The organism is Gallicola sp. Sow4_E12 (assembly GCF_052116305.1).
Taxonomy (GTDB): Bacteria; Bacillota; Clostridia; order Tissierellales; family Peptoniphilaceae; genus JBQKLI01.
The window spans coordinates 20,176-37,044 of the sequence record NZ_JBQKLI010000017.1; the positions used below are offsets into that span (position 1 = coordinate 20,176).

Below are 16,869 nucleotides of genomic sequence, written 5' to 3' on the forward strand. Positions count from 1 at the left end.
GAAACTCTTATATGCCTAAAAAATATCTGTAGAAGAATCAATCTTGTTGATTTCCACTTTCTCAATCATTTCTTCAATCTCTGGTCTTTTCGCCATATCTCGTGTAAATGCGGTAGCCGCTCCGCAGGCTATAGCTACCCGATAAGCTTCTACAGGATCCGACAATCTAATATAGGTCGCAATAAAACCGGCGATCATCGCTTCCCGAACCCCTTCCGAATTCACATACTCTCCCGTAATCCGAAGACCGTGGTACGCTTTATCCTTCGTGAAGAGAATGGACCCTCTGCCCTCTACCGGCGAAATCAAATAATCTACCCCTTGATCAAGGATGATCTTTGCGTATTTATGAAGGTCAGAAGGATTTTTGATTTCTACTCCAAGCATTTTTTCTATCATCTCGTGGTCTGCGACGATGAGCATCGGCCCTTTATCTAAAAGTTTTACCATCTCCTGAGGATATACATCCATAATAAATCGGGCTTTGTTTGCATTGCAGATAGAAATTACCCTGTCGTAAACTTCCTCTGTAATCGTCGGCGGAAGGGATCCTGACATAATCACAGTATCCCCTTCCTCTACACGGCTCATATAATATAAAAACTCCTGATACTCCATAACAGAAACATTCGGACCCTTTGCATTGATCACTGTTTCTTCTTGTTTTAAGAGCTTTACATTTATTCTAGAATCATCATCTACGTGAATAAAGCCCCTTTGTATATCTTCCCGTTCTAGCCAGTCTTCGATAAATTGACCTGTATAACCGCCGATAAATCCTGTCGCAACAGAAGGCATCCCCAGCTGTCTTAATACTCTGGAAATATTAATCCCTTTTCCTCCCGGAACTTTATAGTCGTTCGACATACGGTTCAATTCTCCAATAACCAGCTCTTCTAAATCCACAAAAAAATCCATTGAGGGATTCAGGGTTACTGTATAAATCATATACTCCTCCTTAGCCGATTATATGCGGTGCCAATCCCACAATCAGCATTCTAAATATTGTACTGCCTACTAAAAACATCAGTATTGCCGTAATTAATCCTCCCCCGGCTGCAAGACCTAAAACCGCCGAATAATCTTTTTTATCAAATCTATTCCAGTGCAGAGACAATAATCCAAATAATGCAGCTGCTGCCAATACGATAAACAAGATTGGATGAGCTCCTAAAGGTTTCGCCAATAAAATAGAATCTATCACCACTAGATAGTTTCCGATTAAATAGATCACGAAACGAATCACCGCCATTAACATAGAGAGAATTAAAGAATATTTAAAAATCTCGTCTTTCAACGGCTTCTCCTGAAATCGGCTCTGCATAAAATATTGAGCCGCACTTAATGATACAAATGTGCTTAGTCCGTCAAATGCTGCTAAAAGAACGATCACAATATAGCTTCCTATAACACCTCTTTGTGCACTAATGGATTTTTCGTAAAGAAATAATGGCATCAAGAGAAATACAGCAAATATAATGATCATAATTAAAAGCGCCTTATCGCTTGACAGCACTTTGTTCACAGGTTTTGCAGTGCGCTTATAAAGTTTCTCCTGTCCCGCTAGAAGAGCTTTATAAGATTTTTTCCCCATTTTCTGAATCTTATTCAGAAAATTATTTGTTTTATATTTCGAAAAGAATCGGCTGAAGGCTGATTCTTTTTCTATAGTTTCTTCTTGAATTTCTTCTTCCGATTCCTTCTTTTCAAAATGGATTTTCGTTTTTTCCGACGGATCCAAACGAAAAATAGTTTCATCTATATTTTCTTCTGTTTCCTTAAAACCCTGAAGTTCATCCCGATATTTTGCTTCATACGGTATGTCTTCTTTTTTCTTATTTTCTTTTGACTTCTTCGTATTAAATATATCTTCAATCTGCATCGTTTTTCGTTCTTTTTTCGATACATTTGTTTTTTCCTTGTCCGCTAAACTATCCTTTAACCGAAGATAGCTCTCGATATCTTCTCCGCAATAAGGACAGAAATTAACATCTTCAGGGATTGATTTTCCGCAATTTGGACAAAACATAAACATTCCCCCTTATAAAATTATTATATCATACCACTTTCCCTTTTTCTTCCCGCCTAGTGATAGAAAGCAGTTTTCATTTGAAAAATAACGCTTTTATGCTATAATGGACGAAATCGTTGATGGAGAGAAAACTCGCACGACCATTTTCAGAGAGCAAAGGGAAGCTGGGACTTTGCAATGGCAGCGAATCATATGGACTTCGGAGAGAATCGGCGAAATGAAGTAGCCGGTTACGGAAACCTACCGTTATCTTGGAACAGTATGTTTGTACTTATAGAGTGGGTCTTTAGACCAACAAAGGTGGCACCGCAGTTTAAACTGTCCTTTTTAGAGGACGGTTTTTTTATTTTTTGGAGGAAATTATGGCAGCATATTCAGCTCACGAATTAAATGAAAAACAATTGGAAATTTTAAAAGAAAAACTTGGTACAATCCGAGAAAAAAGCCCATTTTACAGCAAAAAATATGAAGGTCTTGATTTACATATTGAAAGTTACGAAGACTTCAAAAACATTCCTTTTACCGAAAAAGGCGACCTCAGAGAGGCCTACCCCCTTGGACTTATGGCCTGCGAAGAAGAAAAGATTGTGCGCATTCACTCTTCTTCCGGTACAACAGGTACTCCTGTCGTTATCCCCTATACTCAAAAAGATGTAGACGACTGGTCTATGCTCTTTGCCCGCTGTTATGAAATCACAGGCGTTACTCCTATGGACCGTGTTCAAATTACTCCAGGCTACGGCTTATGGACTGCAGGGATCGGTTTTCAATTAGGAGCAGAACATCTAGGTGCTATGACCATCCCTCTAGGACCCGGAAATACAGAAAAACAGCTTCAGATGATGGAGGATTTTAAATCAACAGTACTCTGTTCGACTTCTTCTTACGCTCTTTTATTGGCAGAAGAAATCGAAAAACAGGGTATCAAAGAGAAAATCCATCTAAACAAAGGGCTTATCGGAAGCGAACGATGGAGCAAAAAGATGCGTAAAAGCATAGAAGATTCTCTCGGTGCTTCTTTATACGATATCTACGGTTTAACAGAAATCTACGGACCGGGTATCGCCATCAGCTGCGATGAAAACAACGGAATGCATTATTTCAACGACTATCTGTTCTTTGAAATCATCGACCCGAAAACAGGAGAAATTCTTCCATTCGGAGAAACAGGAGAGCTTGTTATTACAACTCTTCACAAAGAAGGAGCCCCTCTTATCCGTTATAGAACCCATGATCTGACAAGATTCCTTCCAGATGAATGTCCCTGCGGATGCGAATTCCCCCGTATCGACACCTTAGTCGGACGAACCGACGATATGGTTAAAGTAAAGGGTGTAAATATGTTCCCTGCACAGATCGAAGAGATCCTTCAAAAGGTCGATAATGTATTAAGCGAATATCAGATGATGATCGATCACTTAAACGGCAGAGATATCGTCACTGTATATTTCGAAACCGACGCTCAAGAAGGGGCTCACCGAAGCGAAGTGGAAAACAAAGTTCGCAAAATCTTCAAAGAACTGATCGGTATCACTATCGTACCGAAAGCAGTAGATCTTTGCGATCTGCCTCGAAGCGAGAAAAAGTCAACACGAATCTTTGATAATAGATACTAATATGGAAAAATCGGCTTTCTTTTTAGAAAGCCGATTTTTATATCTTTAGTCCATATTTGTCCATTCAGGAATTTCATATTTTCCTTGATAAAACTTCTCTATATTTTCTCCAACTGCAGCCTCTCCCCCTAATATCACAACATTTTTGATCTTTCTATAACTTTCTAAGAATTGGAACGTATATTTTGAAAACTGATCTTTATCTGTTAATAAAACAACACCGTTTTGTGTGCTGGCAAGAGATGCAGCTGTTAGTCCATCCGGATAATTTCTAGCATTTACTACAATAATCGTATCTGCATTCTTTTCTAAATAATTTTGGTTCGTATAACGATATCCTACTAATCTTGCTGTTTGAAATCTGTCCTTTCCATCTATACGATCTCCTGCTTGAATGGGAACTGCTTTTTCTCCTCCAATCGCTAAATCAACTTTCGGATATTGATGTCCTTTCATATAAGGAATCAGGCTGTAGAAGCTGTCGCCAAGTTTTGCCATTTCACCTATAAGAGGCCCCGCAGTTAGAGCATCCGAGAAGTTTGTACCACTGACCATAGCAACGTGTTTTTTCGCAAAAGCCTTTGGCAAAAGAGCCTCTCTTTTTTCATTGATTTTTTCTGCTGTTTCTACTCTGTCTTTACCCGCTAATCTTTCAACTGTGATTCCTAGAGCCTTTATGTCTTTTTCTACCTTCTCGGATACGACTCCTTCTCCTCCTAAGATAAATATTTCTTCAGGTTTTAAGCGTTTGATTTCATTAAGTACTTCTTTCGAAATGGTATTCTTTCGAGCTAATAGAAGAGGAGCTTCCACTTGAGCTGTTAAACTTCCGCCCACAAGACCATCGATAAAGTTTTCTCCTGTAGCAATCACTGCATATTTGCTTCCATCTTCAAATGCATATCGGCTTGCTTTGAGAGCTGTTTCATAGCGATCTTTTCCCTCCACTCGGGCAACCTTCATTTTTCCCTGCTCTATAAGCTCTTTAAACTCCTTGAGTTCTCTTCTCTTCTCAGCTATAATCTTATCCAGCTTATCGTTATCCGCTTTATCGGCTTCTTTTCTGTCTTTGTAAACTGTAAAGTCTCGGCTTCTGCTTTCTACCTTTTTTCCATCCAGTTCAATTAATTTCCAGACTCCCAGCTGATCTAATTTAAAACTGAAGAGATAGTTTTTTCCATTTGTAAGGCTTATTGCCTTGAATTTCTTTAACGTTCCGTCTTCTGTTTGAAAAACGATTTCAGAATTTTTTTTGATAACGACCTTATCATCTACAGAATAAAAATCCATATCTTCCCCTAACGCCATAGAAAGACCTGTCATTTCATAGTTTACCAAGGGATCTTTTTCTTTTGCATAGGACGTTCCTGATGCCGCTGCTATAATAAATGCAAACATTAAACAAATCGATACAATCTTTTTTATATCTAGTGCCTCCTAAAGTTTTTCAAAAAATCACCGGTTAATCTTTTGTTATTTTTATTGTATCTAATATATATTATAATGTCGTTACAAATAAGTAACAGTTTAACGATTTCGACGTACACCAGTAAAGAATCCTTATACTTCCTTGACAAAATCTAGATTTAATTGTTGTATTTTAACCTTTGTGATTTTAACATTTCAAAATCCACAAAATGTCAAAGAATTTTTTCACATAAAAAGGACATCTTTCGATGTCCTCATGAAAATACTATTCTTCTTCTGGAAAATTCTTATTTCTAAAAGTAATATAGCGGTATCTTAGATCGTCTTGGACTCTCCACTCGCTTTCTTCGATAATTTCCAAATCCTCTTCCTCAAAAAGATTCGGAACTTGAGTGTCGAAGTTGTCGTATTCTTTATCTACATAAGTAATATACCAGTATTCTACCTGATCCATCAGCTGGCGGACAAGATTTCCTCCTCCTACTAGATACACCTTCTTCTCTTCCCTGCTTGAGGACTGTATTCTCTCCACCATCGGCTCTATTTCTTCAATACTTCCCACTACATACGCTCCGGGAATCTCTTTTACGCTTCTGGAAACGACAATATTGTCTCTGTTTGGTAACGGTTTTCCGCCCGGTAAAGAATCCAATGTTTTCCGTCCCATCACAAGAATGTTTCCTGTAGTACGCTCTTTAAACTTCTTTAAATCTTCACTGATATAAAAAAGCATATCCCCTTTTACACCAATACTAAAATTACGATCTACTGCCAATGAAATATCATATTTCACAAAACTCACCTCTTTTAGCCTGCTCTATCATCTCTTCTAAATATCTCAACGCTCCTTTGTCCGTCCAGTCAAAGGCATCTTGTTTTACACGAATTACTGTATATCCGGATTTTGTAAAGGCAAAATCTATCATCATATCCATTAAGGCATTTTGAAGAGAAACGGTAGAGTCATACTCGATCTCTTCGCAGTATTTGATCCATTTGCTTAGACAAAAGCCGATTTTGAAATCTTCAGGATACTGCTCCAGTGTCTTTTTGCGGTCTTTTGTAAATTTATTTTTTCCATCGTACATAAAGATATATTTTCTTTTTTCAAAAATTCCTGTAATGGAGATCTCTTTTTTTAAAGATTCTATACTTTCTAGAGTATAGCTGTTTTCAAAACTGTCGAGTATGTTTTTGAATTCTTCGTCTTGGCTAAAATCATAGTCTATGACATCAAAACGTATATTATAATCGATTACTCCGTCGGAGTAGATTCTTAAGGTTTTCTTAAAGGCTTCTTTCTGTTTTCTTTGTTCATCGGACATCGAGAAAAAGTTATTCAACAATGGAATCACATCCCTTCATTTGTTTTTTCTGATAAAAAAGAGGCTTCGCAGCCTCTTCGTATATTAATATTTGCTGTCGAGAATTCTTGCTATATGAATCCCGCTGGCAGATGCTTGAGAAAGGGAATGTGTTACTCCCGATCCGTCTCCTACACAGTAAAGTCCCTTTATTTTAGTCTCTAATTTATCGTTGACTTCTACTACGGAATTATAGAACTTAACTTCCACTCCGTATAATAAAGTATCTTCATTTGCTGTACCTGGAGCAATTTTATCCAAAGCATAGATCATTTCGATAATATCGTCTAATTGTCTTTTTGGAATTACTAGAGAAAGATCTCCTGCTGTTGCTTTAAGAGTCGGTCTTGTAAAGCATTTCTGCATTCTTCTTTCGCTGGATCTTCGGCCTCTTACCAAGTCCCCAAAACGCTGAAGAAGCACCCCTCCTCCAAGCATATTCGATAACCGGGCAATGGATTCTCCATATTCGTTTGAATCTTTAAAGGGCTCTGTAAATGTATTCGATACTAATAATGCAAAGTTTGTGTTTTCAGTTTGAAGCTCAGGATCTGTATAAGAATGGCCGTTTACAGTGATTACACCATTCGTATTTTCTGTTACGACTTCCCCATTTGGGTTCATACAGAATGTTCTCACAAGGTCATTGTATTTTTTAGTTTGGTAGACGATTTTACTTTCATACACATCGTCTGTTATATGTTTAAAGACTTCCGCTGGAAGCTCTACACGCACTCCGATATCCACTTTGTTGCTGCTCAATGGAATATCGTTATCTTTGCAGACTTTCGAAATCCACTTGGAGCCGGAACGTCCCGCAGAAAGAATTAAATCTTTACAAAAATACTCTTCTCCGTCGCTTGTCTTTAGATAGAATCCCCCGTCTTTTGCTTCTACAATATCAACAGTGACTCTCCATTTCATTTCTACTTTATCGCTGATGTATTCGCTCATCTTTTTAAGAATTTCAATATTTCTCTCTGTACCAAAATGGCGAACCTTCGCGTCTAATAAATGAAGATCATTGCGCAGTGCGATAGTTTTCAAATCAGAAGATGCTGTGGAATATAGTTTCGCCACACCTCCGTCAAATTCACAAAGCACATCATCTACATATTCCATTAATTCGATAGCTTCTTCCTCCCCAACATAATCGTGGAGATTTCCGCCAAAATTATTGGTAATATTGTATTTACCATCGGATAGAGTACCCGCTCCGCCAAAACCATTCATAATGGCGCATGGTTTGCAGCCTATGCATGTAGGTGTTTTACCTGTCTTAATCGGACAAATTCTTCTCTCAATGGGAAATCCTGAATCCACCATTAATATTTTGGCATTTGTATTCAATTTGGTAAACTCGTAAGATGCAAAAACGCCACTGGCCCCTGCTCCTACTAGAATGATATCGTATGTTTTCAACCTAATCGGTCTCCTTTTCTCTATCTTTAACGCTATATCTTACTATAGTATTATATAGACAACTCTTCGTTTCTGCAAGCCGTTAAATCCAGCCTTTTCGCCTAAAATAAATAATCATGCCGAGGACAATGATAAAACACAGCATCCAAAATAAAGGAAAGGACATGGGATTGTTTTGTCCCGGCAGCATAAAGTTCATACCAAAGACTCCGGAAAGGAAGGTCAAGGGCAGGAAAATTGTCGATATAACTGTTAGAGTCATCATTACATCATTTGTCCGATTTCCGATATTCGTATTAAAGGAATCGATCATAGACGTAATGGTATCTCTATAAATCTCTATTAAATCGATCATTTGTATAATATGATCGTACACATCTCGGAAATAATAACTTGTTACATCATCTATTAGACTAAACTGTGATTTCGAAATAGAATTGATGACAGACCTTAACGGCCACAAAGTTTTCCTCAGATAAATCAAATCTTTTTTGATACGATAGAGGCTCTTTAAAGCATCCTCTTCCGGATCCTCCATCATATTTTCCAAATCGTCAATTGTCTCTCCGATAATATCGAATACAACAAAATAGTTGTCGACGATACGGTCGATTAAGGTAAAGAGCAGGGCATCCGTCGATTTATGCCTGTAGGCCTGAACCGAGTCCAGTTTATTGATAATGTTGTCAAAAAGATGATTGTCTCTTTCATCTACAGTAATCAGCACATCATGTTTTAATATAAAGGAAACCTGATCGAAACGCATTTCCTCTGTCTCGTTATAATCGGAATAATCTACAATATCCGTTACTGCATAAAGAGAGTTTCGATAAGATTCCGCCTTGGTTCTTTGGTCCCCGGATAAAATATCCTCTATAACCAGCGGGTGAATCGAATATAAATCCTTTAATTTTATAATATCGTCTACATTTCGAAGGCCAACCATATAAATCCAGTTTACATTGCCGTCGATAAGCTCTATATCTTCGATATCGTCCACTTCAGTCATATTGAACTCTTTTTTATTAAAAGAGATAAAAAGGATCTGATCTTCTACAATCTCCTCTTTTTCTTTCGAAATATTGTCTAGAATATTCTGCAGTCGGTTTTCAAACTCTCGGCTCATCTTATCACCCCTTCTCTATTTATATCATTCCTGAAAGGCTATTGTAAATCCCCTTGACTTAGAATAAGAGAAAGCCTTGGACTTTCTCTTATTCTACTTTAAATTTTCCAAATTCCTTCTGCATAATCGCGAATCGTACGGTCTGATGAGAATTTCCCGCAGTTCGCAATATTTATCAAGCATTTTTTCGCCCAGCCTCTTCGATCTTTATAATCTTTTCCGATCTGCTGCTGTGCTTTTTTATAAGATTCAAAATCTTTCAATACAAAATAACGGTCTGCTTTATGGCCTGGATGAGGATCAATAAGGCTCTTATAGATTTCTAAAAGCATATAGGTTCCATCATCGTCTAATTTCTCATCCATTAGAAAATCTACAGCCTTTTTAATATCCGGATCTTTCATATAATATTCCATCGGATTATAGCTGTCGAATATTTCTGCCAATTCTTCCGTTTTCGCTCCGAAAAGATAGTTGTTCTCTAAACCAGCTTCTCTAAAGATTTCAACATTCGCTCCGTCTAATGTTCCGATAGTGACTGCCCCGTTCATCATAAACTTCATATTTCCTGTTCCGGAAGCTTCTTTTCCTGCAGTAGAAATCTGCTCTGATACATCTGCAGCCGGGAATAGTCTCTCTCCGTAACTGACGTTGTAATTTTCCACAAAAACAACTTGAAGTCTTGAATTCACTTCTGGATCTTCATTGATCATTCGTCCTACTTCATTAATAAACTTGATAATTGCTTTCGCTCTGAAATATCCCGGGGCCGCTTTTGCTCCAAAGATAAATGTTTTCGGTGTGTATTCTATATTCGGATTTTTCTTCATTCTAAAATAAAGATCCAGTATCTGAAGGGCATTTAGAAGCTGTCTTTTATATTCATGAAGGCGTTTGATCTGAATGTCGAAAATATGATCGGGATTGATTTCAACTCCCTCTTCTTTTCGGATGTATTCTGCCAGCTTCACCTTGTTTTCATGTTTGATTTCGTTAAGTCGGTCCAATACGTCATCGTCATCCGCAAAAGCTTCCAGTTTTTTCAATTCCATCAAGTCGGATTTCCAACCTTCTGAGCCTAGAAGATCTGTAATAAATTCGCTAAGCTTAGGATTGCTGTACATCAGCCAGCGTCTAGGAGTCACTCCGTTTGTTTTATTGGAAAATCTTTCCGGGAACAATTCATACCAAAGATGAAGGGTATCTTCTTTTAAGATCTGAGTATGAAGCTCTGCTACACCGTTTATACTGATAGATGTGTAGATCGCAAGATTTGCCATGCGGACTTGATTATGATTGATAATTCTCAAGTGTTCGATCTCTGCTTCAGAAAATCTTTTGCTGTTTAGAAATTCCGTAAAGCGTCTGTCGATTTCTGTAATAATTTCCAGACATCTTGGAGAAGCTGCATCGACAATGTCGATATCCCACTTTTCCATCGCTTCTTCTAAAATCGTATGATTTGTAAAAGCAAAAACTTTTGAAGCGACAGCCCAAGCATCGTCCCACTCTAGATGCTCTTGATCCAGCAGCAAGCGCATCAGTTCTGGAATAGCCATCACCGGATGGGTGTCGTTGAGCTGGATAATATGATACTCTGAAAAATATTTAAAATTCTTGTCTTCCGGGAAGTTCTTTTTATATTTTGCAACCAGGTCTTGTATCGAAGCCGACACGAAAAGATACTGCTGTTTTAAACGAAGCACCTTCCCCGGTTTTTGACTGTCGTTGGGATATAAAACCCTTGTGATATCTTCTGCTCTGTTCTTTTCTTTCAAACTCACATCGTAACAGAAATTATTGAAGTCTTGGAAGTTAAATCCATCTAGTGCTTCCGCCTGCCACAGTCTTAAAGTGTTGATCCGTTCGTTTCCATAGCCGACGATCGGCATATCGTAAGGAACAGCCAACACTTTGTCGTCATTAAAAGCCACGATTCGAGCTTCAGAATCGACTCGGATAGACCATGGATCGCCGAAACGTGTCCAGTCGTCTCCTTCTTCTACCTGAAAACCATCTACAATTTTCTGTCGAAATAGTCCTTGGGAGTAACGGACTCCATATCCTTGTAAAGGCAGATCCAAAGTTGCAGCCGAATCAATAAAGCAGGCTGCCAATCTTCCTAATCCTCCATTGCCTAGAGCTGCATCCTCTTCTTCCTCTTCTAAAGCATTTAAATTCATGCCCATCTCTTCCAGCACATCTTCAACTTCTTCAGTGATGCCGAAATTCAAGAGATTATTTCCCAGACTTCTCCCCACCAAAAATTCTGCCGAAAAATAATAGGCATTTCGTTTTTCTCTGCTTTCTTCTTTTGAGGCTTTCCATCTTTCGCTTAGCAATCTCATGATCACTGTCGATAAAATATCGTATTTTTCTTTTGCATTGGCCTCTTCTACTGTTTTTCCATATTTATAAAGCATTTCCTTGTGTATACTATCTTTAAATAATTTTTTGTCCATATTGTTACCTCCTATGGAGTTTCGTTGGCTCGTTGATCCTTTACTCATTACTAATTTATTATATTATACACAGCTTGAAATGTCTATTTTACACTATTTTAACGGCATTTTAATGCTATTTTTTCATTCTATGAAGAATGTATAGGCTTTTTTATCTTAAAAGCTCTAAATCTTCGTATTGAAGGCCGGTTTCGTTGATAAAAATTATTCATTGTAGTATTATACTTATATCCAACACCACAGGAGGCAATAATGAAAAAAAATGTATATGTACTCTATGGAGGGATCTCTGCCGAGCATGAGGTTTCTATCCGCAGCGGCAAAACAATTATTCAATATTTGGACCGAAATAAATACGATGTACATCCGATTTATATTAATAAAAAAGGCGTCTGGCATCCCCTTGGAATAACAGGCCCGGATGTCCAAGAAGAAGATCTAGTGAAAAGCTCCGATTTATCTATTGCAGAATCTATCGCCGACTTTTTACATAAAGACTTCGATTCTTCGAAGGAGAATGTGTTCTTTTCAGTTCTCCACGGAACGATCGGCGAAGATGGTGCTATGCAAGGCTTTCTTAAAACCTTAAATGTACCTTTTACAGGAAACGGCGTGCTCTCCTCTGCTGTCACTATGGACAAAGGAATTACAAACCGTCTGCTTGCAGAAAACGATATTTCGCAAGCAAAATTTATGGTACTCGATCGATGGAGTATAGACAGTATAGAAGATATCGACACAAAAAAAATTATAGAAAAACTAGGTCTTCCTGTTTACGTGAAACCCTGCAACGCCGGTTCTTCTGTGGGAATCACTCATGTTAAAAAGGAAGAAGAGTTTAAAGAAGCCTTTGAACTGGCTTTTAAATATGATACCCGAGTTCTTCTGGAAGAAGAAGTGCTTGGTGTCGAAGTGGAGCTCACAGTGGTAGGAAATAAAACCATTCGCGCTTCTCTTCCTGGAAGCTATATGTCTACAGACGTGTTTCTAGACTATGACGGAAAATACAACACCCCAGACCGAGTTCCCGAAATCCCCTATCCAAAGGATGAAAAGACACAAAATGAACTTAGAAAATTAGCTGTAAAAGCCTATAAAGCCTGCAGCTGTATGGGATTTGCCCGAGTAGATATTTTCATTCGAAAAGACGACGGTGCTCTATTGGTCAACGAAATCAATACTCTTCCAGGAATGACTACGATATCTTTAGCTCAAAGATTATGGGAGGAAACCTACGGTCTAGATTATCCGGCCTTTATGGATATGCTTATCGAGCTTGCAGAGGAGGCTCACAAAGAAAGAAACAGCTTGGTCGTAGATAGGAGTTAATATGTTAAACGTAAACCTCGCCCGCATTGCAGAAATGTGCGGCGGCACTTTATTAAATGAAAAAGATGGAAACATAGAAATGAACGGTGTTTCCACGGATACTAGAAGCCTTCAAAAAGGAAATCTCTATCTCCCTTTAAAAGGCGAAATTTTTGACGGCCATGATTTTCTAAAACAAGCTCTCGATAAAGGAGCTGCCGGATTTATTTGGGAAAAGGAACGAGAACTTCCTTCAACGGATCTTCCTGCAGTTTTAGTGGAAGAGTCTCATGAAGCAATGTTTCAGCTGGCTACCGCCTATAGAAATTCCATAGAGGGTCTAAAGATTATCGGTTTAACCGGTTCTAATGGGAAGACCACCACAAAAGATGTCATCTCCGCCCTTCTCAAACAGCAGTATAAAGTAGAAAAAACTCCTGCGAATCTCAATAACGAAATCGGACTTAGCAAAACCATACTCGATTTAGACTCAGACTGCGAAATCTGTGTTCTTGAAATGGGCACAGATCATATGGGCGATATCTCTCTTCTTACAAGAATTGCTCAGCCGGATTTTGCCCTTCTATTAAATGTGGGTGATTCCCATTTGGAAACATTAGGAAGCAAAGAAAATATCGCCAGAGCAAAACTGGAAATCCTCGAAGGACTGAAACCAAATGGATTTTTCCTTTATAATGGCGATGATATTATCATGAAGCGGGTTTTGACCGAGTATGTCCTTCCTCAAAACTCTTACAGTTTCGGCACTTGCGAAGGAAACGACCATATACTCGAACCGATGAAATTCGACGAGACAGGAAACACCTTCTCGTTAAACGATCATATCTATACGATTCCTTTATTGGGAGAACATCAGATGTATAACGGATCCTGCGCTATTATTCTCGCAGAATGGTTCGGCTTGGATTATTCCGATATCGCCAAAGGGCTTACAACCATTAGTCTAACGGGCATGAGAAACGAACTGATCCATTTGAAAAACTTCAGCATTTTAGACGACAGCTATAAATCAAATCCCCAAAGCTTAAACTCTTTTCTTCAAACAGCTTATACCTTGGACCAATATCCTCGCAAGATAGCGGTTATCGGAGATATGCTGGAGCTTGGAGAAGATGCAGTGAAAATCCATGAAAATATTGGTAAAAATATCGATTCGGAAAGACTGGATTATCTTATTACTTATGGCGATTTAGCTTATTACATCTACAATAATGCAAAAGACTTTTATCCTGAAGACCATGTGTTTCACTTCTCTGAGAAAGAAGAAATGATGGAAAAACTGAAAGAATTAATTATCCCCGGTACATTAGTCCTTGTAAAAGCATCCCGTGCTCTTCATTTGGAAACTGTAGTGGAAGAATTAAGGGATTTAGATTAGAATGATTGTTTATATCGATGCAGATGCCTGTCCGGTAATCTCCTTGACGGAAAAAAATTGCAGAGATTATCAGATTCCCCTCGTGGCAGTAAAAGATTATAATCATGAGCTTCATTTAGAATACGGCGACGTCGTCACCTTGGAACAGGGAAACGATCACGCCGATCTCTATATCGCAAATATGGTTTCTCACGGGGATCTTATTATTACCAACGATATGGGGCTGGCTTCTCTCGTTCTCGGAAAAAACACATTCTGTATCAATTTTTACGGCAATATTATCGATCAGAATAATATTGATTTTCTCCTTCACTCAAGGCATGTAAAAGCAAAGGGACGAAGAAACAAAAAATACGGCAAGGGTGTTCCTGCAAGAACTCCTGAAAACAATATCCGTTTTGAACAAACCTTAATCAAGATATTAGAGGAGGGAAAAAATGAATACATTCGATAAAGTAAGACATTATCCGGCTTTGGCCTTAGGTATTTTAATCGGATCTATCGCACTGGGAATTCTGCTAACCTTTCTTCTCAAGAACCCGCTGATCCTTCTACCCTCAGCTTTTATCGGGGGAGTTTTCTATTATAAACTGGCAACAAGGTATAAATGCCCCCGCTGTGAAGCCCATTTATGGTATGTAAAAGATAAGAAGAATATGAAAAACTGCCCTAAATGCGGTGCTGACTTAGGATAAAGGAGAGGGAATGTTCAACTGGATTACATTTTTAATATTTTGCGTCACAACAACCTATACACCCGGTCCCAACACGGTTCTTTCTATGAATTACGGAAGACTTGTGGGTTTTAAACGATCCCTTTCTTTTATATTTGGAATCTTCACAGGTTTTACTCTTCTTATGATTCTAATTTCCTTTTTTATGAAAACCTTGGAAGCATGGATACCGGCGCTTACAAGAGTGCTACGATTTTTAGGAGCTTTGTATATTTTGTATTTAGCTTGGAAAACCGTTGTAAGCCGTGCAGATTTCGAAAAACAGTCCACAGCAGAAAGTCTTTTCCCGAAAGGATTTTTGATTCAGTTTATCAATCCAAAAGTCTACTTTTATGGAATTACTGCGATATCCGGATTTATACTGCCTTATTTCTCTACCGCCGGGGAACTTTTGGGATTTAGCGTGATTCTCGCTGCTATCGCCTTAGTGGGAAATATTCTATGGTCGCTGTTCGGTGTGTTATTTCAAAAACTTTTCTCCCGGCATGAAAAACCGCTGCGTATCATTATGGGACTGCTTTTAGTCTACTGCGCCTATATGATTTTCACTACTTAAATTAAAAAGCCCTTGTTATACTTTCTATAACAAAGGCTTTTTTATATGCAGCACAAAACTTCTAATTGAACAACAAACCGGAGCAGAATATTTTCGCTCCGGTTTATTGTATGTTTTTATAAAGTACAGATTATTCACTTTCTACTACAGCATTATAACGTTCCTTATTAAACATTTCTTCCCCTTCTTGTTTCGCCATAATTACTGTTACAGTAGCATCTCCAGTTACGTTAACAGCAGTTCTGCTCATATCTAGAATTCTGTCAATTCCCATAATCATAGCAATTCCTTCCACTGGAAGGCCAACAGAAGTAAAGACCATAGATAAAGTAATCAAACCTACAGAAGGAATTCCCGCAGTTCCTACGGAAGCTAAGGTTGCCGTTAAGATTACAGTTGCAAAATCCGCCAAGGACAAGTCTATTCCATAAGCAAAGGCTACAAAGACAACTGCAACACCCTGCATAATCGCCGTCCCATCCATATTAATAGTAGCTCCTAGAGGAACTGTAAAGGATGAAATCTTTTTTGAAACACCAAGCTTTTCCAATGTATTAATAGAAGTCGGTATTGTCGCGTTGGAGCTTGCAGTAGAAAAAGCAAATCCCATAACCGGTGCAAAATTCTTTAAAAACTTAAAAGGATTCACTCGTGCAAAGATAAAGAGCATCACCATATATACAATTAACAATTGAAGGATCAATGCAAGAACTACCGAGAATATATATTTCAGCATCGGAGCAAAAGCTTCAAAGCCGATTTCGGAGAAGGTTTTTGCGATTAAACAAAAAATTCCAATAGGCGCAAACTTCATCACTGCTAAAGTCATATCCATCATAAGATCATTTCCTTCGGCGCATAAAACTTGAAGCCTCTCTCCTCTTCCTCCCATATTCGCCAGAAGAACTCCCACTACAAGTGCAAATAATATAAGCTGGAGCATGTTTCCTTCTGCTAGAGCTTGAATCGGATTTGTAGGGATAATTCCCAAAAGCATATCCACTATAGAAGGTGTTTCTTCTGCCCCCTGCATTACCGCTCCAGGATCTTGGACAGACATTCCCATCCCTACTCCCGGACGAACAATATTTGCTACTGTTAAAGCAATAGCTACAGCAAGAGCTGTGGTACAAATATAAAAGGCTACTGTTTTAACACCGACACGTCCCAGCTTTTCTGTATCCCCGATACTCATCGCGCCTGTTACAAGGGAAAAGAATACCAAAGGGACAACCAGCATCTGCATCAAACGGATAAAACCCTGTCCAAGTACGGTAAAAATACCATTTACAACAATATCATCGCGAATATATCCTGCAGGAATAAGATAACGTATAATAATTCCAACAACTGCTCCTACAATCAAGGCGATAAAGATCCGCGTCGTTAAACTTAACTTTTTTCTTTCTTTTTTCTCCATAA

15 protein-coding genes and 1 other annotated feature are annotated in these 16,869 nt (G+C 38.4%); of the genes, 6 read left to right on the forward strand and 9 right to left on the reverse strand.

What is annotated here, in order from left to right; translation table 11 throughout:
• Positions 1-15: 15 nt before the first annotated feature.
• The gene (locus tag ACTQ46_RS09025) at positions 16-948 is read right to left on the reverse strand and encodes a 1-phosphofructokinase family hexose kinase (protein ID WP_441749162.1); all 933 of its coding nucleotides are present in this window, start codon (positions 946-948) and stop codon (positions 16-18) included.
• 10 nt (positions 949-958) lie between these two features.
• Positions 959-2,029 carry a zinc-ribbon domain-containing protein gene (locus ACTQ46_RS09030; RefSeq protein ID WP_441749164.1) on the reverse strand — a complete coding sequence of 357 codons (1,071 nt, stop codon included), beginning with the start codon at positions 2,027-2,029 and terminating at the stop codon, positions 959-961.
• Positions 2,030-2,139: 110 nt separating this feature from the next.
• Positions 2,140-2,361: a binding site (T-box leader), on the forward strand.
• 33 nt (positions 2,362-2,394) lie between these two features.
• Between ACTQ46_RS09030 and ACTQ46_RS09035 the strand changes: the two genes are divergently transcribed.
• A complete protein-coding gene (locus tag ACTQ46_RS09035) occupies positions 2,395-3,648 on the forward strand; it encodes a phenylacetate--CoA ligase family protein (RefSeq protein WP_441749166.1) in 1,254 nt (417 codons plus the stop codon).
• Positions 3,649-3,693: 45 nt separating this feature from the next.
• Here the strand turns inward: ACTQ46_RS09035 and ACTQ46_RS09040 are convergent, their stop codons facing one another.
• From ACTQ46_RS09040 to ACTQ46_RS09065, 6 genes are all read right to left on the reverse strand, one after another.
• Positions 3,694-5,046 (reverse strand): cell wall-binding repeat-containing protein, encoded by a 1,353-nt coding sequence (locus ACTQ46_RS09040; protein WP_441749168.1) that lies wholly within the window; start codon positions 5,044-5,046, stop codon positions 3,694-3,696.
• 295 nt (positions 5,047-5,341) lie between these two features.
• Positions 5,342-5,869 carry a dihydrofolate reductase gene (locus ACTQ46_RS09045; protein WP_441749170.1) on the reverse strand — a complete coding sequence of 176 codons (528 nt, stop codon included), beginning with the start codon at positions 5,867-5,869 and terminating at the stop codon, positions 5,342-5,344.
• Positions 5,859-6,422, reverse strand: a complete 564-nt coding sequence (locus ACTQ46_RS09050) for a hypothetical protein (RefSeq protein ID WP_441749172.1) — start codon at positions 6,420-6,422, stop codon at positions 5,859-5,861. Before ACTQ46_RS09050 ends, ACTQ46_RS09045 begins: the two co-directional genes overlap by 11 nt.
• A 63-nt stretch (positions 6,423-6,485) precedes the next feature.
• On the reverse strand, positions 6,486-7,862 hold the full coding sequence (locus ACTQ46_RS09055) for an NAD(P)/FAD-dependent oxidoreductase (protein WP_441749174.1): 1,377 nt from the start codon (positions 7,860-7,862) through the stop codon (positions 6,486-6,488).
• An 82-nt stretch (positions 7,863-7,944) separates the two neighbouring features.
• Positions 7,945-8,988, reverse strand: coding sequence for a magnesium/cobalt transporter CorA (gene corA / locus ACTQ46_RS09060; RefSeq protein ID WP_441749176.1), 1,044 nt, complete (start codon positions 8,986-8,988; stop codon positions 7,945-7,947).
• Positions 8,989-9,086: 98 nt separating this feature from the next.
• Positions 9,087-11,450: a glycogen/starch/alpha-glucan phosphorylase gene (locus tag ACTQ46_RS09065; RefSeq protein WP_441749178.1), complete on the reverse strand. Its 2,364-nt coding sequence runs from the start codon at positions 11,448-11,450 to the stop codon at positions 9,087-9,089.
• A gap of 252 nt (positions 11,451-11,702) precedes the next feature.
• On the opposite strand from ACTQ46_RS09065, the gene ACTQ46_RS09070 reads away from it, so the two are divergent.
• The 5 genes from ACTQ46_RS09070 to ACTQ46_RS09090 are packed head-to-tail and all read left to right on the forward strand — an operon-like array spanning position 11,703 to position 15,447.
• The gene (locus tag ACTQ46_RS09070; RefSeq protein WP_441749180.1) at positions 11,703-12,779 is read left to right on the forward strand and encodes a D-alanine--D-alanine ligase family protein; all 1,077 of its coding nucleotides are present in this window, start codon (positions 11,703-11,705) and stop codon (positions 12,777-12,779) included.
• Position 12,780: 1 nt separating this feature from the next.
• On the forward strand, positions 12,781-14,157 hold the full coding sequence (locus ACTQ46_RS09075) for a UDP-N-acetylmuramoyl-tripeptide--D-alanyl-D-alanine ligase (protein ID WP_441749182.1): 1,377 nt from the start codon (positions 12,781-12,783) through the stop codon (positions 14,155-14,157).
• 1 nt (position 14,158) lies between these two features.
• Entirely contained in the window at positions 14,159-14,611 is a 453-nt protein-coding gene (locus ACTQ46_RS09080) for a YaiI/YqxD family protein (protein ID WP_441749184.1), read from the forward strand.
• Positions 14,595-14,852, forward strand: coding sequence for a hypothetical protein (locus ACTQ46_RS09085; protein ID WP_441749186.1), 258 nt, complete (start codon positions 14,595-14,597; stop codon positions 14,850-14,852). The genes ACTQ46_RS09080 and ACTQ46_RS09085 overlap by 17 nt, the downstream gene beginning before the upstream one ends.
• A gap of 10 nt (positions 14,853-14,862) precedes the next feature.
• On the forward strand, positions 14,863-15,447 hold the full coding sequence (locus tag ACTQ46_RS09090; RefSeq protein ID WP_441749188.1) for a LysE family transporter: 585 nt from the start codon (positions 14,863-14,865) through the stop codon (positions 15,445-15,447).
• Positions 15,448-15,577: 130 nt separating this feature from the next.
• Here ACTQ46_RS09090 and ACTQ46_RS09095 read toward each other — a convergent pair whose 3' ends face one another.
• Positions 15,578-16,867: a dicarboxylate/amino acid:cation symporter gene (locus ACTQ46_RS09095; RefSeq protein ID WP_441749190.1), complete on the reverse strand. Its 1,290-nt coding sequence runs from the start codon at positions 16,865-16,867 to the stop codon at positions 15,578-15,580.
• Positions 16,868-16,869: the final 2 nt, after the last annotated feature.

What these genes read in the sequence shown, in the direction of transcription:
- ACTQ46_RS09025 (WP_441749162.1), bottom strand. Translation starts at nt 948, where the DNA reads ATGATTTATACAGTAACCCTGAATCCCTCAATGGATTTTTTTGTGGAT.
- ACTQ46_RS09080 (WP_441749184.1), top strand. Translation starts at nt 14,159, where the DNA reads ATGATTGTTTATATCGATGCAGATGCCTGTCCGGTAATCTCCTTGACG.
- ACTQ46_RS09095 (WP_441749190.1), bottom strand. Translation starts at nt 16,867, where the DNA reads ATGGAGAAAAAAGAAAGAAAAAAGTTAAGTTTAACGACGCGGATCTTT.
- ACTQ46_RS09085 (WP_441749186.1), top strand. Translation starts at nt 14,595, where the DNA reads ATGAATACATTCGATAAAGTAAGACATTATCCGGCTTTGGCCTTAGGT.
- ACTQ46_RS09030 (WP_441749164.1), bottom strand. Translation starts at nt 2,029, where the DNA reads ATGTTTTGTCCAAATTGCGGAAAATCAATCCCTGAAGATGTTAATTTC.
- ACTQ46_RS09040 (WP_441749168.1), bottom strand. Translation starts at nt 5,046, where the DNA reads ATGTTTGCATTTATTATAGCAGCGGCATCAGGAACGTCCTATGCAAAA.
- ACTQ46_RS09070 (WP_441749180.1), top strand. Translation starts at nt 11,703, where the DNA reads ATGAAAAAAAATGTATATGTACTCTATGGAGGGATCTCTGCCGAGCAT.
- ACTQ46_RS09035 (WP_441749166.1), top strand. Translation starts at nt 2,395, where the DNA reads ATGGCAGCATATTCAGCTCACGAATTAAATGAAAAACAATTGGAAATT.
- ACTQ46_RS09065 (WP_441749178.1), bottom strand. Translation starts at nt 11,450, where the DNA reads ATGGACAAAAAATTATTTAAAGATAGTATACACAAGGAAATGCTTTAT.
- ACTQ46_RS09090 (WP_441749188.1), top strand. Translation starts at nt 14,863, where the DNA reads ATGTTCAACTGGATTACATTTTTAATATTTTGCGTCACAACAACCTAT.
- corA (WP_441749176.1), bottom strand. Translation starts at nt 8,988, where the DNA reads ATGAGCCGAGAGTTTGAAAACCGACTGCAGAATATTCTAGACAATATT.
- ACTQ46_RS09075 (WP_441749182.1), top strand. Translation starts at nt 12,781, where the DNA reads ATGTTAAACGTAAACCTCGCCCGCATTGCAGAAATGTGCGGCGGCACT.